Origin of the sequence: Synechocystis sp. PCC 6803 substr. PCC-P, from assembly GCF_000284455.1 — a bacterium.
Lineage (GTDB): Bacteria > Cyanobacteriota > Cyanobacteriia > Cyanobacteriales > Microcystaceae > Synechocystis.
In genome coordinates, this window is sequence record NC_017039.1 from 3,124,136 (window position 1) to 3,149,812 (window position 25,677).

Annotated in this window: 17 protein-coding genes; 2 read left to right on the plus strand and 15 right to left on the minus strand. The window is 49.4% G+C overall.

The genetic code is table 11. The features are described 5' to 3' along the window. Window positions 1–3 precede the first annotated feature (3 nt). The 10 genes from SYNPCCP_RS14575 to psb30 form a co-directional block, all read right to left on the minus strand. Window positions 4–1,035 carry a dihydroorotate dehydrogenase-like protein gene (locus tag SYNPCCP_RS14575; RefSeq protein WP_010873995.1) on the minus strand — a complete coding sequence of 344 codons (1,032 nt, stop codon included), beginning with the start codon at window positions 1,033–1,035 and terminating at the stop codon, window positions 4–6. A gap of 21 nt (window positions 1,036–1,056) precedes the next feature. Continuing rightward, complete coding sequence (locus tag SYNPCCP_RS14580; protein ID WP_010873996.1) at window positions 1,057–1,539, minus strand: DUF29 domain-containing protein; 483 nt, start codon at window positions 1,537–1,539, stop codon at window positions 1,057–1,059. 17 nt (window positions 1,540–1,556) lie between these two features. Continuing rightward, window positions 1,557–2,006 (minus strand): DUF29 domain-containing protein, encoded by a 450-nt coding sequence (locus SYNPCCP_RS14585; RefSeq protein ID WP_010873997.1) that lies wholly within the window; start codon window positions 2,004–2,006, stop codon window positions 1,557–1,559. 73 nt (window positions 2,007–2,079) lie between these two features. After that, on the minus strand, window positions 2,080–5,679 hold the full coding sequence (gene nifJ / locus SYNPCCP_RS14590) for a pyruvate:ferredoxin (flavodoxin) oxidoreductase (RefSeq protein WP_010873998.1): 3,600 nt from the start codon (window positions 5,677–5,679) through the stop codon (window positions 2,080–2,082). A 590-nt stretch (window positions 5,680–6,269) separates the two neighbouring features. After that, window positions 6,270–6,977 (minus strand): Uma2 family endonuclease, encoded by a 708-nt coding sequence (locus SYNPCCP_RS14595; RefSeq protein WP_010873999.1) that lies wholly within the window; start codon window positions 6,975–6,977, stop codon window positions 6,270–6,272. A 6-nt stretch (window positions 6,978–6,983) separates the two neighbouring features. Next, window positions 6,984–8,831, minus strand: coding sequence for a molybdate ABC transporter permease subunit (gene modB / locus SYNPCCP_RS14600; protein WP_010874000.1), 1,848 nt, complete (start codon window positions 8,829–8,831; stop codon window positions 6,984–6,986). A 46-nt stretch (window positions 8,832–8,877) separates the two neighbouring features. Beyond that, the gene (modA, locus tag SYNPCCP_RS14605; protein ID WP_010874001.1) at window positions 8,878–9,690 is read right to left on the minus strand and encodes a molybdate ABC transporter substrate-binding protein; all 813 of its coding nucleotides are present in this window, start codon (window positions 9,688–9,690) and stop codon (window positions 8,878–8,880) included. 21 nt (window positions 9,691–9,711) lie between these two features. Next, window positions 9,712–12,297 carry an O-antigen ligase family protein gene (locus tag SYNPCCP_RS14610; protein ID WP_010874002.1) on the minus strand — a complete coding sequence of 862 codons (2,586 nt, stop codon included), beginning with the start codon at window positions 12,295–12,297 and terminating at the stop codon, window positions 9,712–9,714. Window positions 12,298–12,609: 312 nt separating this feature from the next. Next, a complete protein-coding gene (locus tag SYNPCCP_RS14615; RefSeq protein ID WP_010874003.1) occupies window positions 12,610–13,548 on the minus strand; it encodes a GAF domain-containing protein in 939 nt (312 codons plus the stop codon). Between the two features lie 189 nt (window positions 13,549–13,737). Continuing rightward, on the minus strand, window positions 13,738–13,857 hold the full coding sequence (psb30, locus tag SYNPCCP_RS17080) for a photosystem II reaction center protein Ycf12/Psb30 (RefSeq protein ID WP_071822675.1): 120 nt from the start codon (window positions 13,855–13,857) through the stop codon (window positions 13,738–13,740). A 142-nt stretch (window positions 13,858–13,999) separates the two neighbouring features. On the opposite strand from psb30, the gene SYNPCCP_RS14625 reads away from it, so the two are divergent. After that, window positions 14,000–14,371, plus strand: coding sequence for a YkgJ family cysteine cluster protein (locus tag SYNPCCP_RS14625; RefSeq protein ID WP_010874005.1), 372 nt, complete (start codon window positions 14,000–14,002; stop codon window positions 14,369–14,371). Window positions 14,372–14,405: 34 nt separating this feature from the next. Here the strand turns inward: SYNPCCP_RS14625 and SYNPCCP_RS14630 are convergent, their stop codons facing one another. After that, on the minus strand, window positions 14,406–16,568 hold the full coding sequence (locus tag SYNPCCP_RS14630) for an HAD-IIB family hydrolase (RefSeq protein WP_010874006.1): 2,163 nt from the start codon (window positions 16,566–16,568) through the stop codon (window positions 14,406–14,408). Between the two features lie 135 nt (window positions 16,569–16,703). On the opposite strand from SYNPCCP_RS14630, the gene SYNPCCP_RS14635 reads away from it, so the two are divergent. Next, window positions 16,704–17,264, plus strand: coding sequence for a hypothetical protein (locus tag SYNPCCP_RS14635; RefSeq protein WP_020861982.1), 561 nt, complete (start codon window positions 16,704–16,706; stop codon window positions 17,262–17,264). Window positions 17,265–17,388: 124 nt separating this feature from the next. Here the strand turns inward: SYNPCCP_RS14635 and SYNPCCP_RS14640 are convergent, their stop codons facing one another. The 4 genes from SYNPCCP_RS14640 to SYNPCCP_RS14655 are packed head-to-tail and all read right to left on the minus strand — an operon-like array spanning window position 17,389 to window position 25,670. Next, window positions 17,389–17,874 (minus strand): CheW domain-containing protein, encoded by a 486-nt coding sequence (locus tag SYNPCCP_RS14640; protein WP_010874008.1) that lies wholly within the window; start codon window positions 17,872–17,874, stop codon window positions 17,389–17,391. Between the two features lie 31 nt (window positions 17,875–17,905). Then, complete coding sequence (locus tag SYNPCCP_RS14645; RefSeq protein WP_010874009.1) at window positions 17,906–22,114, minus strand: Hpt domain-containing protein; 4,209 nt, start codon at window positions 22,112–22,114, stop codon at window positions 17,906–17,908. 16 nt (window positions 22,115–22,130) lie between these two features. Beyond that, window positions 22,131–22,622 (minus strand): methyl-accepting chemotaxis protein, encoded by a 492-nt coding sequence (locus SYNPCCP_RS14650; protein WP_010874010.1) that lies wholly within the window; start codon window positions 22,620–22,622, stop codon window positions 22,131–22,133. Between the two features lie 45 nt (window positions 22,623–22,667). Further along, window positions 22,668–25,670 (minus strand): methyl-accepting chemotaxis protein, encoded by a 3,003-nt coding sequence (locus SYNPCCP_RS14655; protein ID WP_010874011.1) that lies wholly within the window; start codon window positions 25,668–25,670, stop codon window positions 22,668–22,670. Window positions 25,671–25,677 lie beyond the last annotated feature (7 nt).

A 25,677-nucleotide genomic window follows, 5' to 3' on the forward strand; every position in this document is an offset into this window, starting at 1 on the left:
TTACTAACCCACTGGTTCAAGGGGATCAAGCGCTTTCCAAATAGGGGCGTAGGTCTGCAGAGCTTTGACATATTGAACCCGCTCAAAAGCAGTGGGATCGGGGCAATTAAGTTGACTCATACTGCCTTGCATCTGCTGTACAGATTCATATTCATGCTCCTCCATCCAACGGGCTAAACTATTTTCCAATGTGTGAATATAACCGATGCCGTGGCGCAATAGGGCACTGACCAATTGGGTGATTTTTGCCCCGGCCATTAATACCTTGACCAAATCCACTGTGTGCAAAATTCCACTGGTGGCGGCTAAGTCGCAGTCAATACGCCCATATAAAATCGCCAGCCAATGTAGGGGAAGGCGCATACTTTGGGTAGTGCTGAGCAGAATATGGGGATAAACTTCTAGGCTTTCTAGGTCAAAATCTGGCTGGTAAAAACGGTTAAATAAAACTAATCCATCAGCGCCATAATCGGCAAACTTCTTGGCCATATAGGCCATATTGCTAAAGAAGGGTGAAATTTTAACAGCAACGGGAATTTTAACTTCATCTTTAACCGCTTTAACAATGTCAAGATAATTTTTTTCCACCTCTGTGCCTGGCACATCCAAATCTGTGGGTACGTAGTAAATATTAAGTTCAATAGCATCGGCCCCAGCCCCCTCCATTTGTTGGGAATAGTCTAACCAGCCGCCTAGGGTAGAACCATTTAAGCTGCCAATTATAGGAATATCTAAACTCTCTTTAGCCAGGCGAATATGGTTGAGATACTCCTCAGAACCGACATGAAAAACCTGGGGTTCAGGAAAATAAGTCAGAGCTTCAGCAAAACTATGGGTGCCATGGGTGAGATGGTGGTACATTTCCAGTCTTTCTTGCCGCAATTGCTCTTCAAAGAAGGAATGTAAAACGATCGCCGCCGCACCACTGTCCTCCATTTTTTTGAGATTGCCCAACTCCTCCGTCAAAGGGGCACAGGAACCGACCACTAGGGGAGATTTAAGATTTAAGCCGAGGTATTGGGTAGTGAGATCCATGGTGTTAATTCCTTTCAGTTTTTAATTGTAATCTTCGTAATATTGGGGAAAAAATCCATCTGGTAGAAAAGTTCGATCCAGAATGTCATTTTGTGCAAAGGGATTGGTTTCTGGAAAGGTTTCTAAACTAGTGTCAGTCTCGATGGCAACCATTTTACGAGCGTGTTTGTAGCACTCATCTAAAACATCATGAAAATATTTCTGCAAACTGGGACTTTCTAAAAGACATTGATAAATTTTCTTTCTACTTTGATCAATCATTGTCCTCCAACTATTTGACCAGGTCTCTGGTTGGTATTTCCATTTAAGTAAATGAATTAAAATAATCTCTAAATTCTCCCTGAGAATACCCTGTTCTGTATATTTAATAGATTGAATTTCTTCTGCTAAATTTTCAAAATCAAGATTTTCAAGTTGATTTTCTTTTAGGCAGTTAGCGACTGCCTCTAACCACAGATTAAAATCCTGTTCATAAAGAAGATTGGCATTGATTTTTAAAGTCATTTTAATTATCTTTTTGGCTATTTTGGTAAAAATTCTTGATCAAGAATCTCTTCTTTCAAGAACGGATTTAGGGCGGGAAATCGACTGATGTCAATACTGGTTTCAATGCTGGCTTCTTTCCTGGCTCGCCCATAGGCTTCATCAAGTACTAAATCAAAATGACGTTTGAGACTGGGGCTTTCTTTAAGCTGCTTAAGAATCCTTTCTCTGTGTTCGTCAATGCTCAACCTCCAGCTATTGGATTGTTTATGGGGTTGGTATTTCCATTTAAGCAAGTGCATTAACAAAATCTCCAAATTACGCTTTAGAGACTTTTTTTGACTCCGCCCCATATCTTCAATTTCTTTAATTAAATTTTGACAGTCTAGTTGATCCAACCGACGTTCCTTGAGTAGATCCGCCATGGTTTTTGCCCATAGACACCGGTCTTGCTGATAAAGATTTTTGGTATTCATCTGAGTGACCATCCGTTTTGCCTCATATTTGCCCGATGGGTAGGGGAACAAATAACCGATTAACGTTTGCCCCCTAATGCCGATTCTAAACAGATTTAGCAATTACCTCCGGAGATGGGGAAACACCATGGTTGTTACCGTTAATTTCCCCACCCAGAGAACGTTTCGCCAGATATTCGTACATGGCCCAGCGAGTGTTCACATCCCCTTGAGCTAACTTCATTAAGCGTTTGGCCTCCTCTGGTTGACTGCGGGTGAGCATGGCAAAGCGATTTTCCGAATAGACCGTTTTGTCAATGGCTACTTTTGGCGATCCCATATCCAATTGCAGGGGATTTTTACCTTCATCCGCCAACAAAGGGTTATAGCGGTAGAGCAACCAACGACCGCTGTCCACCAACTCTTTTTGATGGTTCATCGCGGTGGTCATATTAATGCCGTGGGCAATGCAGTGGGAGTAGGCAATAATTAACGAGACACCGGGATAGGCTTCCGCTTCCATAAAGGCTTTAATGGACTGCTCATTTTTGGCTCCCATGGCGATACTGGCCACATAGACGTTGCCGTAGGTCATGGCCATTAAGCCCAAATCTTTTTTGGGAGAGGGTTTACCCCCAGCGGCGAATTTAGCTACAGCGGCCCGGGGAGTGGCTTTGGAGGCTTGGCCCCCGGTGTTGGAATAGACTTCCGTATCCATCACCAAGATATTGACATTACGCCCACTGGCGAGGACGTGATCCAAACCGCCGTACCCAATGTCGTAGGCCCAGCCATCGCCACCAATAATCCAAACGCTTTTCTTCACGAGGTAATCCGCTACAGAAAGGAACATTTGGGCTTGGGGAGTTTCCAGATTTTGCAAACGTTGCTTAACCTGTTCTACCAATTGCCGTTGTTCAAAAATATCCGCTTCAGTGGTTTGGGCATTGTTGAGAATTTCACTTACCAAACTGTCTCCCAACTCCCCAGCAAAGGTTTTTAGCAATTCCCCTGCAAATTCCGTTTGCTTGTCGATCGCCACTCGGAAACCAAGGCCAAATTCAGCGTTATCTTCAAACAGGGAATTGGACCAAGCGGGACCGCGACCCTCAGCATTTTGGGCCCAGGGAGTTGTCGGTAAGTTGCCGCCATAGATGGAAGAGCAACCGGTGGCGTTGGCCACTAACATGCGATCGCCAAATAATTGACTGACCAGTTTCAAATAAGGGGTTTCCCCACAACCGGCACAGGCTCCAGAAAATTCAAATAACGGCTCCTGCATCTGTTGATGGCTGATTTTGTTCAAATTCAAACTGAGGCGATCGGGGTTGGGCAAATCTAGGAAAAAGTCCCAATTCTCCCGTTCCTGTTCCCGCAAGGGTAACTGGGGAGCCATATTAATCGCCCTTAAACGAGGCTGGGATTTATTTTTAGCCGGGCATACGTCCACACAGATGCCGCAACCGGTGCAATCTTCCGGGGCTACCTGGATGGTGAACTTAGAACCTTGCCAATCATGGTCTTTGGCATTGGTAAATTTGAAACTGACCGGAGCATTGGCCAATTCTGCCTCCTCGTAAACTTTGCCCCGAATCACAGCATGGGGACAAACAATGACGCATTTGCCGCATTGCACACAAACATCGGGGTCCCAAACGGGAATTTCGTGGCCCACGTTGCGTTTTTCCCATTGGGTAGTGGCGGTGGGATAGGTGCCATCGCAGGGTAAAGCACTGACCGGGAGATCATCCCCTTGCCGGGCCATGATTTTTCCTAACACTTCCCGCACAAACACCGGGGCGTTATCAGGCACCACCGGCCGCATAGCAGGGGCATCGTCGCTCACCGTTTCCGGTACGGACACTTCATAGAGATGGGCCAGGGTGGAATCCACCGCTTTAATATTCATCTCGACAATTTCCTGACCCTTTTTGCCGTAGGTTTTTTGGACCGACTGCTTAATTTTGGCGATCGCCTCTTCCCGGGGTAACACTCCCGCTAGGGCAAAGAAACAGGTTTGCATGACTGTGTTGGTGCGGCGGCCCATGCCCGCATCCCTGGCTACGTCATTGGCATTGATGGTGTAAACCTTGAGATTTTTGTCAATAATTTCCTGTTGTACTTTGCGGGGAAACTCTCGCCAAATTTCCTCTGGGCCGTAGGGGCTATTGACCAGGAAAACGCCGCCATCAACGGCTGGTTCCAAGACTTCAAACTGTTCCAAAAATTCCCACTGGTGACAGGCGACAAAATTGGCTTGGCTAATCAGGTAAGTGGACAGGATGGGATTAGGGCCAAAGCGCAGATGGGAAACGGTTACAGAACCGGATTTTTTCGAGTCGTAAACAAAATAACCCTGGGCGTAGTTATCCGTATCTTCGCCAATGATTTTGATGGAGTTCTTATTGGCCCCCACCGTACCGTCGGAACCGAGACCGTAGAAAATTGCCCGGACGACAGAATCTGCTTCCGTGGAAAAACTGGGGTCATAGTCGATGCTGGTGTGGCTCAAATCATCGTTAATGCCTACGGTGAAATGGTTTTTGGGGTTGGTTTGATTTAAATGGTCCAACACCCCTTTAACCATGGCGGGGGTAAATTCCTTGGATGACAGACCGTAACGGCCACCAATAATTTTCGGCATCATGCCCGCTTCAAAAAAGGCCGTCAGCACATCCTGATAGAGGGGTTCCCCAATGCTCCCCGGTTCCTTACACCGGTCCAGCACCGCTATTTTTTGCACCGTTTTTGGTAGAGCATTAACCAGGCGATCGCCAGCAAAGGGCCGATAGAGGCGTACTTTCAGTAAACCAACCTTTTCCCCTTGGGCAGTTAGAAAATCCACCGTTTCCTGGGCCGTTTCCGCACCAGAACCCATCAGCACAATCACCCGTTCCGCTTCCGGATGGCCACAATATTCATAGGGACGGTAATGGCGGCCGGTTAGCTGGCCAAATTGTTCCATCACCTGCTCCAGCACGTTGGGATAACTGGCATAAAAGGGATTAACCGTTTCCCTAGCTTGGAAATAGACATCCGGATTTTGGGCCGTCCCCCGCAACTTCGGGCGATCGGGGGTCAAAGCCCGTCCCCGGTGGGCTAGCACATCCTCATCCTTAATCAAACCACGGAGTACTTCCTGGGGTAAAAGCTCAATTTTTTGTTCTTCGTGGGAAGTGCGAAAACCATCAAAAAAGTGCAGTCCCGGTATCCTGGTGGCAAAGCTGGTGGCCGTGGCAATGAGGGCAAAATCGTGGGCTTCCTGGACAGAATTGGAACTTAACATGGCAAAGCCCGTATTTCTGGCCGCCATCACATCACTGTGATCCCCAAAAATAGATAGGCCCTGGGCCGCTAAAGAACGGGCCGCCACATGCAAAACCATGGCTGTTAATTCCCCAGCAATTTTGTGCATATTGGGCAACATCAACATTAAGCCCTGGGAAGCGGTAAATGTTGTGGTCAAAGCTCCCGATTGCAGAGCGCCATGGACAGTACCGGCGGCTCCCCCCTCGCTTTGCATTTCCACCACCAATGGTACGGTGCCCCACAAATTGGGCCGGTGTTCTGCTGCCCAAGCATCGGACCATTCCCCCATGGGCGAGGAAGGGGTGATGGGATAAATGGCAATCACTTCACTGAGCAGGTAGGCCACACGGGCCACCGCTTCATTACCGTCGAGGGTGGCATAGGTAGGTAAACTCATAAACGAATCGTCCTCAAAGGTTTCTGCAATGGCAACAAAAGCCAGAAATATGAAACAAAGCAGTCAAGTTTGTTAACAGTTGGGGATACTGCCGGGGGTTAATGGAGCGCTAAAAAATTGTTGAAAATAACACTAATGCCAAGAAAAATTAAACAACGTCAAGATTGTTTTTGTTGATTCTTAATTAAGGCCGGGGAAAGAGATAGCCCAAAAAACTTAGTCGAGAAATGGGGCTGCGAATTAGTCGTCAACGATTGGTGTTTGGTCATGGCGTTCTCTCTGGGTCTTAGTTTTATCTTGAACCCAAAATCAAAAAATGGAACACTTTCTTATTGTTTTTTAACGAGATCAAATACTGTGAAGTTTTGTAATTGCTCCGTGGCAAGAAGAAAATTTTGCCTTAGCTATTGTTTGGATTTCATGACAGCAGCAATGTCCACCCGATTGTTGACAATACTCGGACAGTACTCAGGCTAATTAGTTGATCCAATTTCAGCGACTTATTCCAATCACAATTTACAGCCAAATTAACTATAGTTTAAAAAATCGAATTAAAACCTCTGTCAAAATCTATTTTGGCAGCATTCACCTTACCAAATCAAATCTAAATCCAACACAAACATCGGTAAAACATTTTCCCCTGATAAATTGCTCGGATTTTTTACTACTTCCATCCCTTGACCCTGACGATAAATTTCTACTTCCTTACTTTGACGATTAATTAACCACCCCAACCGTGTGCCATTTTCTAAATATTCCTGCATTTTTTCCTGTAGGGGCTTTAAATTGTCGCTGGGCGATCTTAGTTCAATCACAAAATCAGGACAAAGAGGCACAAAGCCTTGTTTTTCTTCCTGTGTTAATGCTGTCCATTTTTCCAGGGAAATCCACGCCGCATCGGGGGACTTATCCGCACCATTGGGAAGTTTAAAGCCCGTGGAGGAATCAAAAACCTTACCAAGCTGATACTGTTTATTCCAGTGTCTTAATTGATAATTAATTTCGGAATTCTTTTCGCCAGTTTCTCCACCCGTAGGGGGCATAATGACTAAATCTCCCTGATAAGTTCTCTCAAACCGTAAATCACTGTTATTTTGACAAAGCTTATAAAACTGCTCGTCGGATAATTTTAAAGAATCCATTTTTATCTTTAGTGGACTCATAATTGTTCTCCCAATCATTGGGGGGCAAGCACAGGCCTCTAGTTTAACATCAAGACTTTGACTGCGTTGTGTTGTTTTGAGGATTGATTTACGGTGACATAACAGAAGTTTTTGCGTCGATCGCCGTTTGGCCATTCACGATTAATCGGGGGTTAACAACATCAATCGGTCGGGTTCCAAATGTATAGACCAAGGCTGGGGACAATGACGTAAAATCTGCCATTTTTCTTTAAATACCTCCGCCTGGAGGTGATAGTCATCGGTATCAACGGGAGGAATCCCTAATTTTAAATAAACCGTCATGCGATGGGGAGTTTCACTGGTCCACACCACCCAACCAGGAAAAGTATTGACCGGAGATTGATGGTGATCGCCAGCATCTAAAAACCGAATTTGATGGGCCCGAATCCCGATGTGGGTTTGGTCGGAAGAAACGGGTTCCGTTGTTTGTAAGGTGCATTGCCAGTCCAGGGCCCGGACAGTATGGCGATCGATGACTTGAATAGGAGAGTAATTTTTGCAACCCGTCAGTTGGGCAATGGTCACACTTCCAGGGCGATCGAAAATGGCTTGCTTGTCCCCAGTAGCTACCAATTTACCTTGGCTTAGTACGAGTAATTTCTGACAAATCCGATAGGCTTCTTCCAGGTTATGGCTGACGAAAAGGGTGAATCCTTTATAGCCAGAAAGGATTTTGAGCAACTGTTTTTCCAGTTCATAGCGTAGATGGGTATCCAGGGCAGAAAAGGGTTCGTCTAATAACAGAACATTGGGTTCCGGAGCTAAAGCCCGGGCCAGGGCGACCCGTTGTTGTTGGCCACCGGATAGCTGATGGGGATAACGATCGCCCATTTTTTCTAAATTTACTAAAGTCAATTGTTCTTCAACCCGGAGCGATCGCCGTTGGGGGGAGAGGTGCCGCAGACCAAAGGCAATGTTCTGGGCCACGGTCAGATGGGGAAATAGGGCATAGTTTTGCAACACTAAACCGACTTTCCGTTCATGGCTCGGTACATTGATATTTCGTTGTGAATCAAACAAAGTTCGACCATTAAGGATGATGCGCCCCTGGGTCGGAGTTTCTATCCCCGCAATGCAACGGAGTGTCATGGTTTTGCCAGAACCCGATGCCCCCAACAATCCCACCGTTTCCCCTTGGGTAGTAAATGTAACGTCTAAACTGAATTGCGCTAACTGCTTCTGAATGTTGACCTGGATCCCTGGCTCCACTTCCCCTAGCTTTGGGTAATGAGAAGAGGAATTTTCCCATCCATTGTTTTGGAATAAAACAGTTAACCGATGCTCCTGGGGCTGAGGGTTGTGAATTTTATCTTCATAACGTCTTTGCCAGATATTGGCAGCCATAATGCCAGCCAGGGAGATGACCAAAATAATGCCTACCCATAACCAAGCTTCCCCCATGGCCCCTGCTTCCACAGCAAAATAGATGGCCATTGGTATGGTTTGGGTTTGCCCCGGAATATTGCCCGCCACCATCAAAGTAGCGCCAAATTCCCCCAAGGAACGGGCAAAGGCGAGGGTGGTGCCAGCCAAAATACCGGGCAGGGACAGGGGTAATAGAATGCGCCGAAAAACTTCTCCCCTCGAAGCTCCCAGGGTTTGGGCAACTTGCAACAGATGGCGATCGACTTGCTCAAAGGCCCCCAATGTTGTTTTATACATCAGGGGAAAGGACACTACCGTGGCGGTGATCACAGCGGCATACCAAGTGAAAACGATGGTGACATCAAACTGGGCCAGGATTTTTCCCAACGGGCCATTTTTGCCAAACAATAACAACAGCAAAAAACCCACCACCGTGGGCGGCAAAATTAACGGCGCAATAAAAACGGCCTCAACCAAAGACTTTCCCGGCTGGCGATCGCCTAACATCCCATAGGCTGCCGCAATACCAAGGATGAATGTGACCACGGTTGCTAATCCGGCAGTTTTGAGGGAAATCCAGAGGGGAGTAAGGTCGGTGGCCATCGTGGGGCAATGTCGAACAGTTAAGGCAGTTTACGGCAATGGCTGATTATTCACCCGGGCCAAAACCATATTGACTGAAAACCTTCTGGGCTTCTTCACTAGCGAGAAATTGGCCATAGGTGCGGGCTGCTTCTGACTGGGGACTGGCCGCTATCACGGCGATCGGATAAACAATGGGGGCATGCAAATTAGCCGGGGCTTTAACCACAGTTTTTACTTGATCGGAAATTTGGGTATCGGTGGCGTAAACTATCCCAGCATCGGCATTGGCGCTTTCCACGGAACCTAAAACATTTCGTACCGAATTACCGTAAACAAACTTGGATTGTAACTGGGCCAAAATGTCTAGATTTTCAAAAACTTCCTCTGCATACTGCCCAGCGGGAACACTGCGGGGTTCCCCCAAGGAAATACGCTTAACGGCGGGGTCAGTGAGTTGCTGAAATTTGCTAATTTGTAGGGCGGAATCCTGGGGCACAACCAACACCAAACTATTACTGAGTAAATTGCGACGGGTATCGTTAATGATTAAACTTTTTGCTTGCAACCCATCCATTTGTTTAGACGCAGCGGAAATAAACAGATCAACCCTAGCTCCCTGCTCAATTTGCTGTTGCAGTGTGCCAGAAGCGGCAAAGTTGTAATTCACTTCAATGTTGGGATGGGTCGATTCAAACCGTGGGTCTAAGGTTTCCAGTGCATCCTGCAGGCTGGCCGCCGCCGACACAGTTAGGGTAATGGACTCTTTTGTTGGGACAACGAAAGTTTCTGAACTGGGGAACAATTGGTTAAACGAAGAAACTCCACACGCAGTCAATAAACCCACTAGGATCAGTAGCCAAAACCAAGCTAGTTTCATTTATTTCATCTTGAGATTTTTTTAGATTTTGGCGATCGCCTGCCAGAGTTCTGTCCGTAAAGGTTGCAGTTCATTGTCCAACTCCGGAGCGAGGATGGGGGAAGGCAACATAAACGGGAACCAAGTTACCAGGGGAAGATTTTCCGTCACTTGATAAAAATCGCTGGGGTTGGGGCCATCAATGTGGCGCAGATTAACCCCAAAGCCTAACCTCTGGCGACGGTACTGGAGTATGGGAGCGTAATCCCTCAGCCAAAGGTAAAAATCCGGCGCTTCCTGCAGAGAACGGAGGGTTTGCTGCAGTAAAGGTTCTGGCATAGGCGTTCCATTAACCTGGAGCCAAGCTTGATTGATTAACTCTTGGGCCTGGGCTGGATTTTGCCAAGCTTGTACCAATTTGGCCGCCAGATCGGGCAAAGCAGGGAGATATTCTTCAATACGCTCTGGATCTTTGCTCAATGCCAGTAAAGCCTGACTTTGGCGATCGCCAACTTTGGTTAACTCTGCTTCCGCCCGGGTAAATTGTCCCAACCACCAATAAATTCCTCCCTGGATTTTTCCCAAAAGGGTCTGAAAATTGGCATCATCTTGGTTTTCCTGCCGCAGTTGGTTGAGGGTTGACTGTATTTTTTCAATCAAAGGCGGATAAAGTCGAGCAAAATTAGGATCGCGCCACACTGGATTAGTAATAAACAAAGGATCCCGCAAACATTCCAGGCTAAAAGCGTCAATGGCCAGGTCTAACTTTTGTTGTACCAATAGACTCAGCCCTAGGCCAAAGAATACCCCCCGTTTGGCCGGCACCAACTGACTGGCGGTGGCAAAAGCTTGACTCGCTTGGCTGGGATTTTGCCCCAGGGTCAACCACCCCAAATTGTTATGGGTAAATTCCTGGTGGGGAGACGCTTCCACACTCCTCTCAAAAGCGGCGATCGCCTTGGTTACCAATTCCTGCCGTTGTTCTGGATCTGCCGTGGTCAAAGCAATGTTGCCCAAATTCCAACCCAACTGGGTGGGGTAATAGGCTTCCCAGGGAGCAAGATTTTCCGCTTGGGAAAGGTAATCGGTGAAAGCTGGTACATTTTCTGCTTCTAAAGCCCGGAACGCTATTTCTGACAGTTGCCAAGCCCGCAAAATGGGAAATAGCCAAACGGCGATCGCCAGCAGGAAAGCAATGCCAGCAAAAAACACTGGCCGAGCAAAACGACTGGATTTTGGTATTACTGGATCAGCAGAGTAAAGCTGTAGTAAACAGGCAAAATAAATAACAATAACGCCGCTAATGCAAACATTGTCCAATTGATAGTCAGTTAAACTAGTTACTCCGTAGGCTAACAATGCACTGGTGAGGGTCCAAATAAGAATTTTTACTACGTTTGAATCAACATCATTACCTTTAGTGTTAACTATATTTTGTTTGATTAAACTGCGAATTAATTGCCAAATTAAACCAATGATTAATAGTGAGGGAATTAATATGCCCCAAACTCCCAATTCCGCAAATAATTGGGCGGGGGTGGAATGAAGCTGGTAAATAAATTCCGATTCCCGCCCGGCCCATACCGGTCGATAGAGTTGATATTGTAGGGGTACATTACCCAAACCAATACCAGTCCAAGGATGGGCTGACCCCATGCGCCAACCAATTTCAAAATTAATTAAACGATAGGCAAACTGTCCCGCCCCTTGCCCTCCCATAATGCCGGTGAAGCTAGTAAGCAAACGGTCATTTGTACAAATAAAAATTCCCACCACGGCGATCGCCAAAGTGCCTAGGCCTAACCACCATCGCCAGGGCAATTGACGGAGCAGACCAATACCGATAATAACTAGTAACAATAAAGTAGCTAAACCTAATAGTCCCCCCCGGGAACTGGTGGTATAAAAATCAATTAATCCCAGCGATAAGGCAACGCTCCAAAACCAACGTTTTTTTCCTTCATTGAGCCAAATTAAAACACTCAGCAAAGGCAAAATTAACACTAGGTAACCCGCCACATAGTTTTGGTGGCCAATGGGAGCCCAATTTTGCAATTCCAGTATCCCAAAAGTAAAAGTTTTAGTAATGCCCATTTCCCTGGCGATCGCCGCTGATTGCCAAAAAGGAATGAGGGTTTGGGTAAACCACAGCAAAAGACTAATGACAATAAAGGCAAAACCCACATAGCCTTGAAAAGTCAATAACTTGTTAATGCTTACCAGGGGGTTGGTTTGAACTTTTAGCCAACTTCTTAGGCCGTATAAACCGGCTAGAAAAGCGCAAAATATCCAGCCATACCAACGGGCCTGCTGGGGAAATTCCGCCCCTACCACACTTAGCATTGCGGCGATCGCCAACGCCACCATTAACCAGTCGAACCCTAATCCGAGGGAAATTAAGCGTTTATTTTGTCCGATTTGCCACAAACACCACAGCGCAGTTAACCAAAACCAGGTCTGCCAAACAAAGACCCAGGGCCAACCCACCATCAAGCTATGGCCATTAGGTAACAGGGTGAATAGCCCATAGAGTAAGGCCGTCAATAGCCCCAACAATCGTCCTGGGTTACTAGAAGGGGAAGTGGATGAAGGGGAACTAACCGGAGGAGAGGATGAATCGGCGGCCATACTGGGCAATACTCACAGGAAAACACCTTTCCCATTTTGCCCTCTTCCCAGAAAAAAACCGCCCCGGAGGACGGTAATCAGATTTTCGTGTGTGAGGAGGAAATCGCGTCGAGTTCTGCTTATTTCTTAACCTCACTGTATCTACGATTCTAAACCAAAATTTAGGGCCCTCCACTCACCCGATTGAGTGAATCGCGGCGATCGCCTAGATGTTAGACTTGCCTCGGACCCATCGATAATGTCACCTTAACCAACACATTTTCCAAATTAATCGACCATGGCCAAGGGCAAGGCAAAGTCGGAAAAAGAACTTTAACCTTCCGTCTTGACCCTAAATTTTTTCTGTTCATGGGCTGCTGATTTTGCCGTTTCCATTGCATCGAGGAGTCCTTTTTCGGGGGAACGCTCCCCAATACCTATATCCGCCGTAATCTTTCCCTGCTCAAAGCCTAGGGCTAACCTTTCCCGAATAAAATCTGCTTGGCTAATATGGCACTCAATACAAAGAATGGCAAATTCCCTTTCCCCAATGCGGGCACAGAAGTCATCCTGGCGACAAACGGTTTTAATGATCTTGGCAGCCCGTTGCAAGATTAAGTCGTTAATAGGCTCTTCCCCTTTGGGCTCCGCTGCTTCCACCTCAACAATAATGACACTGACCGGAAAGCCAAATTTCTGACAGCGAATTTCCTCACTGGCTAACAACTTTTCCCAGCCCGAAAGGCTATAAAAACCAGTAGTTCCATCCCGTTCCTTCAGAAGTTGTTGATACTCTTCCCGCCGGGAAGCTATTTCCGCTTTGAGAAAAAAATCTAGGATAGTACTCAGCAGTTGGGCGATGAGCTCCACCAAGGGCAACTCGTCCACCAAACTATCGGGCTGAATTTCGGGATCAATGGCACAAAGGGTACCAAATAGGGAACCGTTACCATAGGTGATGGGCACCCCCACATAGGCTCCGATGTCCACCTGCTGGGCGATGGGGGCATTGCGGTAGGCTTCCACCAAGTTCGATTGGGGAGCAATATGGGGTCCTTCTCCCCTCACCATGCGGGAGCAAAAGGAATCGGGCCAATGGAACACATCCCCTCGCTTAACTCCGTAACCATTGTCCTGAGCCTGGAGTACGATCCAGTTATCTACCTCGGTGCGGGTGATCATCCACAGGGATAGCCCCATTCGTTGATGTAAATAGGTCAATGTTGCCTGGGCCGCACTATCAAAGTCAGGAAAGGAAGTGGTGGTGAACATCGGCTTGTCGGCGCCCTAGGATGGATTGGTAGATTCTGTTAATTCGGGAAGTTGAGAGATTCGGGTATTTGCTTGGCATATTCCCAAATGATTGTCCCTGCCTCCATTTTAGCTATGTTGTTGTTATGGGACATAAAAAAACCTCCCCACAGGAAGGTTTCTCGCCACAATAGGTCAGGCTGGCATAGTCTATAGATCGCCGCCTCGGAAGGCTAGCACAAACACCACCGCCGGCCCAGCAAGAACAATCAGGCCCAAAAAAGTCAACTGAAAAATAGGTTCTAAATTGAGTGCGGCTAATAATTCCATAATTTCTCCTGTTAAAAACTGCTGGCTAGACTCAACGTAAGCAAGGATAATAAAACCAATGTCTATAATAGCTGGGTTGGTTTCGTCCCCTGGACTTGCCGTCATAAAAATACATAAAGTTATGTGAAGAAGGAGACCGGCCATGGCAACTTGGTATTGCATGCAGGGATGTGGCGCTTGTTGTAATCTCACCCCAGAAGACCGGCCGGAGTTGGCCGAGTATCTCGCCCCGGAGGAGTTAACCCTCTACCACAGCCTAGTGGGGGCAGACGGTTGGTGCGTTAATTACAACCACGGCGATCGCCTCTGCCAGATTTACGAAGATAGGCCCAGTTTTTGCCGGGTGAAACCAGATAACTTTGCCCGGATGTTTGGCATTGCTCCGGCGGAGTTCGACGAATTTGCTAGCCATTGCTGTGAAGAACAGATTGAAGGAGTTTATGGCCCCCGGAGTGGGGAATTAAAAAGCTATCGCCAGGGATTACCGAAGTTTGAGGTAGATAGCCATTTTTAAGCTATTTTTAACTGTTCTCGATGATTTCGGCTGGTTAAACGGGGTCTAACAACTCAAAGAAGCGGTAATGGGCCAGACCGTCCAGAATACCGGCGGCGTAACGTTTTTCGGAAAAATAAATCGGTTCGATCTCCCCTAGATTAGAAAGTTCCTCATGGTGACGGTTAGCCACGACGACGGAAAGGGTGTTACCCCGCATCATATCTTCGTCGGCTCCCGATCCTCCGGCGGTGAAAACGTGCTCCAGGGGAATATTCCACTGTTGGCTCAACCAACGCACAGCATAGCCTTTGGAAGCTCGGATGGGCAGAATATCCAAAAATTGACCAAAGGAAATGATGGTATTTACGGTTTGTTCCCCTTTATGCAACAGTTGCCGAATTTCTTCTAGGTTAGGGGCGATCGCCGCATCGTAGAAATAGCTAATTTTATAGGCGCTCAGTTCTTCCTTGGGTTGGAGGGCTAAACCGGGTAATTCCCCCAAAATACGCACAATGGCGTTACGGTTCCACAAATAATCAATGTGATTGCGCCAACTCTGGTCGGGGATCAAATCCGGGGAAGAATAAATTTCCGTGCCCATGCTGGTGATCAACATATCCGGTTGGGGAATGCGATACTCCCGCAAAATTTTCAGCACCGAATCCAATCTTCTCCCAGTGGCAATGCAAAAGCCGACATTTTTTCGATGTTGATACAGCACTTCCAGTAATTCGTCCAACGTCTGGCGATCGCCCGGTAATCCCCCCTGTAATGCCCCCAGTAAATTTTGGTCCAAACTAGTAACCAGGGCACCGTTATAGTACAAAGTCCGCCGCCGCTTTAAATCACTACGTTTCAGCACTGAAGTCTGTTGGGTCAGAGCGTTGATGGCTTCTAAATAACTTTCAACGTGGGAAGGCCAAGAATAATGGCGCTTAACTCCCTCTAGACCACTTTCAGAAAGGAATTGCCATTGTTGTTTGTCGTTTAGTACTTTGAGCAATTTATCCGCAATATCCACTTCATCGAGGGGATTAATTAGATAGCCATTCTGACAATTTTTGATAATATCCACCGGGCCCCCATCCTCCGTGGCCACAATGGGCACACCACAGGCCGCCGCTTCAATCAAAGTTAAACCAAAGGGTTCCGTCAAAGCCGGATTGATAAATACTCCCTGGGATAAAGCAGTGAGGCGAAACAAAGCATACACATCCTCCGCCTGATTCTGTTTGGGGTAAGCCACTTTGCCGTAGAGATCGTAACGGTCAATGGTCAACAGTAAATCCGTCAGTACTTCCCTCGGCCCCTGGTCTAGATCCGTGATGTCATCCCGATTGCCCGCCACAATGACCAAATTGGCCTGGGCCTGTAACTGCGGGGACTGGCCATAGGCTGCAATTAATTTATGGATATTTTTGCGGGGATCCGGTCGGGACAAAGCGAGGATAATAGGCTTACGGGGATGCCGTAGAAATCGTTGCAACTCTTGAACAATGGGCGTTTCCCACTCGTTCCCTTTGGGGGGATAAAACTTTTCTAAATCAGTGCCGGGGGGAATAACCAACATCTGGTCTGGCTGGTAATAGTCGTATTGGGCGTACTGTTCTGCGATTTCCTGATGGGTACTGGTAATCACCCTCGCCGCTGATCCTAGGGTTTCTTCCTCCGCGTTAATCCGGCGGGCCATATTGTAACGGCTTTCAATTTCGTCGGCTTTAATCCCACTGAGCAGGAGACGGGTGCGCTTACTACGACCCAGGGAATGTCCGGTGTGCACCAAAGGAATACCCAATTGGTGAGAAAGTCTGGTGCCCACGTAACCCGCATCGGCGTAATGGCTATGGATGACATCGGGCAGTTCGGGCTGTTCTTTGAGATAGTCCAGGGCATGGTCAGCAAAATTATCCAAATAGTCCCAGAGCATTTCCTTGGCAATATATTCCTCCGGGCCGCACTCAATGCGAACAATCTGGGCCCGATCGCCAATGAGTTCTCTAGGCTGGGCATAATCTGCATCTACTTTGGGATCTTTAATTAAACGGGTCAGCAAATCCACCCTGGCCACCTGGGGATTTTTTACCAAGGCCCGGGCCAGTTCCAGCACATATTTGGTTTGCCCGCCGGTGTCGGCATCTCTGCCCAACTCAAGGTTTTCTCCCCGAATTAAACCATGGACACTAATTAGTAAAATGTATTTTGATGAATAGCTCATAAGTTTTACAAATTACTATAATTGCTGTTGAGGAATGTCACAGGGTACCATGGCGACGATTTTAACGCCTGCAATTAATCAATGTTTTCTCCCAGTTCTGTTAGAATGCCCCCAATCTTCGTCCCAAATGTTCCGATGACCTATGTTAACTGGCAGGCCCTGGCCGCAATCTCTGAGTTACAGCCCTATTTTGCCGAAGATGTTGCTGGCTTTCAGCAACAAATTGAACAACATTTGCCCGGATTAGCGGCGATCGCCCCTGAAGAATTAGACAACTTAGCAGTTTTGCGGGTACTGGAAGTCTCTAATGGCTGTTTGCAGTGGGCTTTCCGTCGCCAAGACGAACATTGTTTATCGGTGGAACAAACCAGGGAATGTATGCAAACGGTAATTGGTTTTATTAAAGTTAAAAAAATTGCCTGTCCCAGTGGCAAAATTATTGCTTTCACCCCGGCGATCGAACAATTAATCGAGCAGACAACCCAGCTTTATCGCCAAGCTTTCAAACAAAATAATCAAACTGCCAAACAAGAATATTACGCCTATTCCACCGCCCAATTCATTGCCTATGGCGGCGATCGCCTCAACCAAGCCCAAGATCTAGTGGAACAAGAATTCAGTCCTCTACTTACACCCCATTTTGTCCTGCGGGGGAAAAATTATATTGCGCCCTACCTACAAGCCATTACCCCCTAGGTAGTTCTCCAGTGTGCACAAGCTTCACCGTGGAGTGAGTATTGCCGGTTCCCAGGCTTACAACCCATTATTTTGAAACAGATTCAGGGTATTCCTCAACTTCCTTGGCGATCGCTGTCCCAATTCACAGCAGAAGATCGGGGTCGAGCAAAAACACCGTCAACTTTTCCGACTTTTCTTCCACCACCATCACATGGCTGGCCGATTGGAGAGTGTCATTTTGGCGATAAGAATCGGGCAATTGACGAATTTGTCGGGGCAACACATCCAGCAACGTGGGGGCATTATTAACCAAGAGACAAAATTCTTCCCCACTCCGATTTTTAGTCAAAATGAAATACTGTTTCGTTGACGTCGTCGGGGGCTGGGGCACCCCAAAAAAGCGGCGATATAGGTCCACCATGGTGACAGAACGATTTTCTAAGTTCACCAATCCGGTGGCTGACAGACCACTGCCATGGGCAGGGCCATGGGGCAAAATTTTTACCACTAGGGCAATGGGTAGGGCCAAGTTAAGTTTTCCCACAGCAAAAAGGAGAAACTTTTCCGGTCGAACCGAGGGCTGACCGACCTGAACAGAGGCATCAACAGAGGAAGAATGAAGCGCCATATTGGGGAAAAAGGAAAATGATAACTGTTAATTAACTGCTGACCGATAACAGGCCAGTGGCCAGAAGCTCTTGCACTGCTCCGAGGAACTGTTGCTCAATATAGGGCTTGGTGAAATAGGCGTTGGCCCCCAAGGTCTTGGCTAACTGTCGGTGTTTTTCACTGCCCCGGGAAGTGAGCATGGCCACGGGAATTTTGAGTAGATCTGGATTGCGTCGCCGTTGCCCAAGGAACTCAAAGCCATTAAGGTTAGGCATTTCCACATCACAAATAATCAAATCCACCTCCCCGGCTTGGGCCAGTGTCTTCAGGGCCTCCTGCCCATCCTTAGCCTGCATCACCCGGTAACCAGACCTTTCCAGGGTGAAAGCCAGGGTACGCCGTAGGGCCGCCGAATCATCCACCACCAAAATCGTTTTGGCCCTCCGCCCTGGAGTGGGAAGAGGTTCCACCCCTCCATCGGCCATGGCCAAATTGTCTGTTCCCTTTTGCCAGTGCCATTCCAACAGCAACGCCCCATTCACCACCGGGATCAGGGTGCCATCTGCCAGGATAGTAGCCCCATAAAGGTAGGAAGGGGCCGGTAGCAGAGACGAAAAGGGTTTAATTACCAATTCCTGTTCCGTCACCAAACGGTTCACTTCCAGAGCGTAATATTGCTGACCGAGCCGCAGTAGCACCAGGGGTAAATGCCAATTATCTGGTTGGGGTACCGTGGTCAACAACTTACTAGTTTGTTGCTCCGACAAAGGACAGTGATAGGGCAGTAATTGGGTCAAGGAATAAATCGGGATAGTCAACTCTTGCCAATGGAGAAAGCGTTGTCCCCCACTGGTTTTGATCTGTGTCGCCGTCGGTACCATCAACTCCGCGACACTATCAGAAGGAATGGCGATCGCCGTTGGAGCCCCCTGGTTTTGCCCCACCAAACACACCAGCAACTTAGCAATGGTGAGGGTCAGGGGTAACCGCAAGGAAAACACCGTCCCCCGCCCAGGGCGAGAAGACACCACAATGGTTCCCTTCAGCGCCTGCAACTGTTGCCGCACCACATCCAGCCCCACACCCCGGCCCGACAGCTCGCTCACCTGGTCCGCCGTAGAAAAGTTGGGCTCAAAAATCAAATTATCAATCTGCTCCGTTGTTAACCGTTGCCCCTGCTCCTCAGTAACCAGACCCCGTTCCACCGCCCGCCGCAGAATCTTTTCCCGGTTCAGCCCGCCTCCATCATCCCGCATTTCAATGATGGTCTGATTGCCTTGGTGATAGGCATGGACCTCAATGGTCCCCATGGCCGGTTTCCCCATGGCCAACCGGGTCCCCTCATCCTCAATACCATGGTCAAATGCATTACGGAGTAGATGGAGCAAGGGGTCATACAGTTTTTCCAACGCCAAACGATCCACCAACACCCCCGTGCCATGGAGCTTAATCTGCACCGGCTTATTAAACTTACTAGCCATATCCCTGAGCAGCCGGGGAAAACGTTGCAAAATTTCCCCCAGGGGCAACATCCGGGCCCACATCAGCTCATCCCGCAGGGAAAATAGCATCTGCTTTTGGGCATCCACTGTTTGATTGGCCGCCCTGGAAAATAGCACCACATCATCCACGGCCTCCTCCAACTGCATCATTTCTTCCAAAATTTCCTGCAACTGGGCCGATAGGGTGCCATAGGAATCCATTTCCAGGGCATCGAAGTTATGCTCTAGCCATCCCTGGGACCTTGGCTGGGCCCGCAACATCGCTTCCCCCTCCGGCCGGATTGCCAACTGGTCCGCCAACTGCCTCAGTTTCAGCGCCATGGTCTGGAAGGTGCCAAAACGTTGCCCCAGGGCTCCCACAGCCGTTTGCAATTGCTGATTTTGTAAAGACAGGCTATTGCGATTAATGGCCAATTCCCCCACCCAATTATTCATCCGCTCCAACCGTTGAAAATCCACCCGGATGGAAAGATTAGCTGGATTTTGCTCCCTGGGCATGGCCCGCCGTTCATGGGTGCGTTCCACGGGAGGAGCCGGAGCTGCCACTGCCTCTACTTCAGCCTGGGGAATGGTCGCTGGGGTCGTTGCTAAGGGGGGCAAGGAATCAAAGGCTTCCTCTACCGCCTGCACCAGAGATAACGTTTCTAGGGAAGCATCGACAAAATCCACCTCAGCCACGGGAGAAAGGGATTCTTTCCCCAGTTCATCGGCGGTCAACCCGCCAAAAACATCCTCCAGGGAAGGAGGCGATTCCACCGTTTCAGCCTCTACGGTGGTTTGTTCTAGGATTGGGGACACTTGCTGCTCGGGCTGAGATTGCCATGACCCAGTCATTGGTGTAGTGGGGGGAGAAGGTTCTTCCTCTAGCTCATCTTCGTCATCACCAAAAAATAGATCCCCCAGGACTCGAGCCGGAGCCGAAGTTGGTTGGGGCCGGGATTCTGCCGGAGCAGCAAGCCTTTGACCCAGGGCCAAAAGTTCGGTACTTGCTTCCCCTCCCCGTTGGCGATCGCCATTTTCCAACACTTGCTGAGTAGCAACTTGCCAGTCTGCCAAAGCCTGATTAGCAATAGTAGAGACTTGTTCTGGGTTGGCTTCCAGGGCCTGATGCACCGCCGCACAAATCCCCTGGAACCCTGGCAAATTCAAAATTTCCGCTAGCCCCAGGAAAATTTCCGTTTGACTGGTCAGGGCTTCCCGCAGGGCTTCCGGGCCCCGTTGCCGAGCTTCTGTCACCGCCGCCATGCCCCCGGCAATGTCCACCTCGAATATGGACGCCACCACATCTACCCCCAAATCAGCAGAGCTGGGTAGAAACTGTTCCCCCGCTGCCAGATGGACTCCCAACCGTTGCTCTAGATTTAGGATCGGCCCCTGGGCGCTCTGCCAGGCCGTTTCTGGATCATAGTACCCCTGGTCGATTTGTTGCTCCAAGGGGTTCCGCAGACAGTCAAACCCTTGCAATAACAGGGTTTCCATCGTTTGGTCTAGGACTACCTCTTCGCTATAGAGCGCCTTGAAAATGTCCTCTAGTCGGTGGGCAATATGTTTAATTGTTTCCAACCCCACACTGGCCGCTCCCCCCTTGAGGGAATGGGCCGCCCGCATAATGCCATGGACCACCGCCGCTGAGCGGTCTTGACCAATGGTCAACAACCCCGTTTCGATTTCTTGTAGCAGTGTTGGCGCTTCTTCAATGAAAAATCGATAGGCCGGTTCTTCTAGATTCACCCGTTCTGGCCCCAGGCTGGGCTGGCGATCGCTAGCGGGAATGTCCCCTTCCCCTGGCTGGAATGTCATCTCCGTCGGTGTTTCCTCCCATGCCGCAAAGACATTTTCCTCCGCTGTGCTAATGGCCGTAGGAATGTCCCCCAGCTCCGGAAAGTCCATACCCCAAAATTCTTCCCCCACTTCCCCACCGCCAAACACTTCCTCCAACCCCGCTATGGCGGCTAAATCCCGTTCCCCTTGCCCCCGCACCAATGCCAACAGCGCTTCACTCGGTTCTCCTCCCCGTTGGCGATCGCCTTTTTCCAGCACCTGGCCACAGCTATGTTGCCAATTTTCCACCGCCACTAATGCTAATTCCCCGACAGATAACCCAGGATTATCCAAGCCCTGCGCCACCAGATCTGTAATTTCCTTAAATCCAGGCAAATTGAGAATCTCCGCCAGCCCGGCAAAAATTTCCGTCTGGGCCGCCAGGGTTCCCCGCAACCTTTCTTCGTCATCCCCAGCCAACGCCTCGCCAATCTCTGCCAACCCTTGGGCAACGTCCACCTCAAACAGGGATGCCACAATGTCCACCCCCAAGTCAGCAGAGCTGGGCAGAAACTGTTCCCCCGCCGCCAGATGTTCCCCCAACTGCTCCTCAATGGCCGCAATCACCGGCAACCCCTGCACCAAAACTTCAGTATGCTCCAACTGCCCCGTTTCAATCTGGGTGGTGAGGGCTTGTTTAAGATAATCGAACCCTTCCAAGAGCATTCCTTCCAACCTGTCATCCACCACCACCGCATCGCTATAGAGCGCCTTGAAAATGTCCTCCAGCCGGTGAGCTAATTCTTCAATGGCCGGTAGTTGCACACTGGCCGCCCCGCCCTTAATGGAATGGGCCGCCCGCATAATGCCATGGATCTGGGCTGGTGTCCTCTCTCCCCGCAACTCCAACAGCCCCATTTCAATCACACTGAGCAATTCCGGTGCTTCTTCAATGAAAAACTGGTAGGCGTGGTCACGAATGTCGGAGTTGAGCATGGGGGCAAAGGGGAAATTAAGGGTTAGATAGGAGGGTTTCAGCTAGTTGGTGCCAATATTGCTGGTTTGTTTCCAATTGTTGGTGATGGCCATTCAGTTGCTGGTTGCTTTCCCTGATACTGCCGGTCAATTCCCTCGCCTGGGACTGGATCGTCACAATTAAAGCCTCCATGGCCGCCGTTGCTTCCGCCGATTGGGCCGCTAAACTCCGCACTTCGTCTGCAATTACCGAAAAGCCCCGGCCCTCCTCCCCAGCCCGGGCCGCTTCAATGGACGCCTTCAGGGCCAACAGATGGGTCTGGGCCGCAAATTGTCGAATCAAATTAATTGCTTTGGCAATTTCCTGGGTGGAACTATCCAACTTTTCCAGTTGTTCCCCCGTGGTGGCCATGGTAGCCCTCACACTACGCATGGTTTGCAGACTCTCCGCTTGTCCCTGGCTAATTTGCCCAGACAGCATGGCCGTCTGGTCCTTGGGGGGTTGGTATTCGCTTGCAATGGTGGACATATTGATTGAATGTCGGTTATGGGTTTAGTTATACATTTGGTCAGATCACTGCACTTTGAACTGTTTAACCGCCTCTTGCAATGACTGGGCCACTGCCAACAGTTCCTTAAAGGTGGCAGATACCCCACTCGCTTCACTGGAGTTTTTATCCGCAATCTGGGCCACCAGAGCCATGGTCTGGGTCACCGATTCACTGGTTTGGGACTGCTCAATGGCCGCAGAGGTGATCGCTTCCACCAAGCCACTAATCTGGGCACTCACCGCCGTAATTTGGTTCAAGCTCCGCCTGGTTTCTTCTACCAATTTGGTTCCCACCACTACCTGTTCGGTGCCCGCTTCCATGGCATTCACTACTTCATTCGTTTCCGCCTGAATTGTCGCCACCAATTGGGCAATTTCTGCCGTTGCTTCCGCTGATTGCCGTGCCAGGGAACGTACTTCATCGGCTACCACCGCAAATCCCCGTCCTTCTTCACCAGCATGGGCGGCTTCAATGGCAGCATTTAGGGCTAGGAGGTTGGTTTGGTCAGCAAAGCTGCCAATTAGGTTCACCACTTTGGAGATCTTTTGGGATGATTCCCCCAATCGCTTCACCTGTTTGGCGGTGGCGGCCACCGTTTCCCGAATTGCGACAATGCCATCCACGGTGCGGTTCATGGCATCTTCCCCTTGGTCCACCGTTTGGGTCGCCCGTTGTACTGCTGATTCTGCTTGGGCAGCATTTTCTGCCACTGCTTGAATGGACTTGTTCATGGCCTGAAGCCGCTCCAGGGCCTCTGCCACATCCAAGGCCTGGCGATTGGCTTGCTGGGCTAGTTGCCGCACTGCCACTTCGTTGGTGTCGGTGGTCTCAGTAAATTGACTAGCAGCGGTTTGTACTTGGGTTACAATGCGCCGCAGACTTTCAATAGTTGCGTTGTAGGAGTCGGCGATCGTGCCAATTTCGTCCTCGGTCACGTGGGCTCGGATGGTCAAGTCCCCTCGACTGACAGGGTCTACCTCCATCAGCAGTTCCAAGGCCCGCTTTTGCATTTTTTCACGCATTTGTCGTTGTTCTACTTCGGCGATTTTCTGTTGGGCTAAGAGGTCGGAGCGTTCTAAAGCTAGTCCCACCTGCACAGTCAATTGGCCAAATAAATCAATTTCATTCTGGTGCCAGTCCCTCGGCCCGGAGCACTGGTGGGCGATGAGTAGTCCCAGCAGATTGCCTTTGTAGTTGATGGGGGCGACAAGGTTGGCTTTGACTTCAAAGGGTTTGAGCTGGCCAATGTGGCAGGGGGTCAGGCCGGCGTTGTAAATATCTCGGGTGGCTTGGATACGTCCAGAACGGTATTTTTCTACATAACTATCAGCAAAGCAGGGGTCGGCAATGGTGGCCCCCAAGGCTTTGGGATATCCTTCTGCTACCGATTCCACAATTACTGTGCCGGCCCAGGTGGCATCGAACCGATAGACAATGACCCGGTCTGCTTTGAGCGCCAGACGAATTTCTTGGGCGGCGATGTCAAAAACCTGCTCGCTGTTGATGGCAGCGGAAATTTTCAGAGTCAATTCTTTAAGGATTTGGGCTTGCTGGGCGCTTTCATTTCTTTCCTGGATCAGGTTGGCCCGGTCCAGGGTGGTTTGTAGTTCTTCGGTCAACTGCTGAAGAAACTGTCTTTCCCTCATTTCCCACTGGTGGGGACGTTGGCAATGGTGGGCCATGAGCAGGCCGAGGGGGTAGTTATCCCGGTGTAGAGGTACGGTCAAGCTCGCTTTGACTTGATGTTGCTCTAACCATTGGCGATGGGGGTTACTGATACTGGCACCGCTGGTGTCATTGATGGCAACGATCTGGGAAGGCATATCTTCCTGGCCCCAGGGATGGGGATCTTTGCTGTCAATTAAACCTTGAGTGGTTAAGTCCAAAGCTTGCACTACCATGGCTTCAGGCTGATAGCGGGGATGGTAGTAAAACACTAGTCGCTCACAACCAAACAAAGCTCTGGCTTGGTCGAGGTTCTTCTGAATTACGCCTTGAATTTCGTCAATGTCGGAAAGGTTGGCCCGGGATAGTTCGGTCAGCAGTTCTGCTTGTTTAAGGGATAAATCCTGCTGGTGGCGCAATTTCTCCACCTGGGCACTGAGAGCATCAATGGTTTGGTCGGCGATCGCCAGTTCATCACCGGCCACGGCTAGAGGTTGGTCGAGGTTCCGGTGGGAATGCTTAGCTTTCAAGGCCAGGGCGGTTTGAGCTTTGGTATTTTCCCCCACCATCCAGTAGGCAACGAAGGCAGCCCCCACCGCGGTCACCAAAAGCCCAATCAGAATTTGGTCACGGATTTGCTTAGTGGTGGAGTCCTTGACCTGTTGTTCCGTTTGGGGCACTGGAAGCCTGTCCACACTGCTGAGATTGAGCCCTCCAATCACCCCAGCGGGGATCAAACCAATTAACAGGGCTATCAACACAGCTTTATTGCGGAGGGAAAGTCCTCCACTTTGGGTAGGTGCCTGGATTGAGGTAGACATCGGACTCAAATTATCCGGGTCGGCGATCGCCATGAGGGGAGCCAGGGGTTGCATGGGGGGTAACTCCACCTTGGGCAAATTGATCGGGGGCGGCGGGGTCAACTCTACGGCCGATTGGGTCAGTGCGGCCAGGGCATCGGTGTCAATGGCGGGGTTGGGGTTAGGGGAAACATCCTCCACGGCGGTATTTTCTGCTATAAAAGCCTCTGCCATGAACTCAGCCCCATCTATCTCCGGTTCCTCGGTCAAATTTTCCAGGGAAACCAATGTTTTTGCTTGTGTATCTGCCTGGATTCCACGGTCTGCCTCATCCCCGTTGATGTCAGTTTCCTTGCCATCGCTAAACCAATCCAGGGCATCCCCTACCTCACTTTTATCCTCTCCATCGATGGTGGCAAAAGAAGCGCTGGTTTCCGACGATTCGTCCTGGGCAGCGGCCGTGTCCGTCAACCCAGTAAAAAGAGCGCCATCAAGGGTCTCGCCATTGGCGACGGATTGGGCAGTGTCAGGACGGCGATCGGAGGAAGGATTTTGGGTCATGGTTAAA

Excerpts from the sequence above, each read along its gene's own strand:
- SYNPCCP_RS14575 (WP_010873995.1), bottom strand. The coding sequence starts at position 1,035 with ATGGATCTCACTACCCAATACCTCGGCTTAAATCTTAAATCTCCCCTA.
- SYNPCCP_RS14580 (WP_010873996.1), bottom strand. The coding sequence starts at position 1,539 with ATGACTTTAAAAATCAATGCCAATCTTCTTTATGAACAGGATTTTAAT.
- SYNPCCP_RS14585 (WP_010873997.1), bottom strand. The coding sequence starts at position 2,006 with ATGGTCACTCAGATGAATACCAAAAATCTTTATCAGCAAGACCGGTGT.
- nifJ (WP_010873998.1), bottom strand. The coding sequence starts at position 5,679 with ATGAGTTTACCTACCTATGCCACCCTCGACGGTAATGAAGCGGTGGCC.
- SYNPCCP_RS14595 (WP_010873999.1), bottom strand. The coding sequence starts at position 6,977 with ATGGCCAAACGGCGATCGACGCAAAAACTTCTGTTATGTCACCGTAAA.
- modB (WP_010874000.1), bottom strand. The coding sequence starts at position 8,831 with ATGGCCACCGACCTTACTCCCCTCTGGATTTCCCTCAAAACTGCCGGA.
- modA (WP_010874001.1), bottom strand. The coding sequence starts at position 9,690 with ATGAAACTAGCTTGGTTTTGGCTACTGATCCTAGTGGGTTTATTGACT.
- SYNPCCP_RS14610 (WP_010874002.1), bottom strand. The coding sequence starts at position 12,297 with ATGGCCGCCGATTCATCCTCTCCTCCGGTTAGTTCCCCTTCATCCACT.
- SYNPCCP_RS14615 (WP_010874003.1), bottom strand. The coding sequence starts at position 13,548 with ATGTTCACCACCACTTCCTTTCCTGACTTTGATAGTGCGGCCCAGGCA.
- psb30 (WP_071822675.1), bottom strand. The coding sequence starts at position 13,857 with ATGGAATTATTAGCCGCACTCAATTTAGAACCTATTTTTCAGTTGACT.
- SYNPCCP_RS14625 (WP_010874005.1), top strand. The coding sequence starts at position 14,000 with ATGGCAACTTGGTATTGCATGCAGGGATGTGGCGCTTGTTGTAATCTC.
- SYNPCCP_RS14630 (WP_010874006.1), bottom strand. The coding sequence starts at position 16,568 with ATGAGCTATTCATCAAAATACATTTTACTAATTAGTGTCCATGGTTTA.
- SYNPCCP_RS14635 (WP_020861982.1), top strand. The coding sequence starts at position 16,704 with ATGACCTATGTTAACTGGCAGGCCCTGGCCGCAATCTCTGAGTTACAG.
- SYNPCCP_RS14640 (WP_010874008.1), bottom strand. The coding sequence starts at position 17,874 with ATGGCGCTTCATTCTTCCTCTGTTGATGCCTCTGTTCAGGTCGGTCAG.
- SYNPCCP_RS14645 (WP_010874009.1), bottom strand. The coding sequence starts at position 22,114 with ATGCTCAACTCCGACATTCGTGACCACGCCTACCAGTTTTTCATTGAA.
- SYNPCCP_RS14650 (WP_010874010.1), bottom strand. The coding sequence starts at position 22,622 with ATGTCCACCATTGCAAGCGAATACCAACCCCCCAAGGACCAGACGGCC.
- SYNPCCP_RS14655 (WP_010874011.1), bottom strand. The coding sequence starts at position 25,670 with ATGACCCAAAATCCTTCCTCCGATCGCCGTCCTGACACTGCCCAATCC.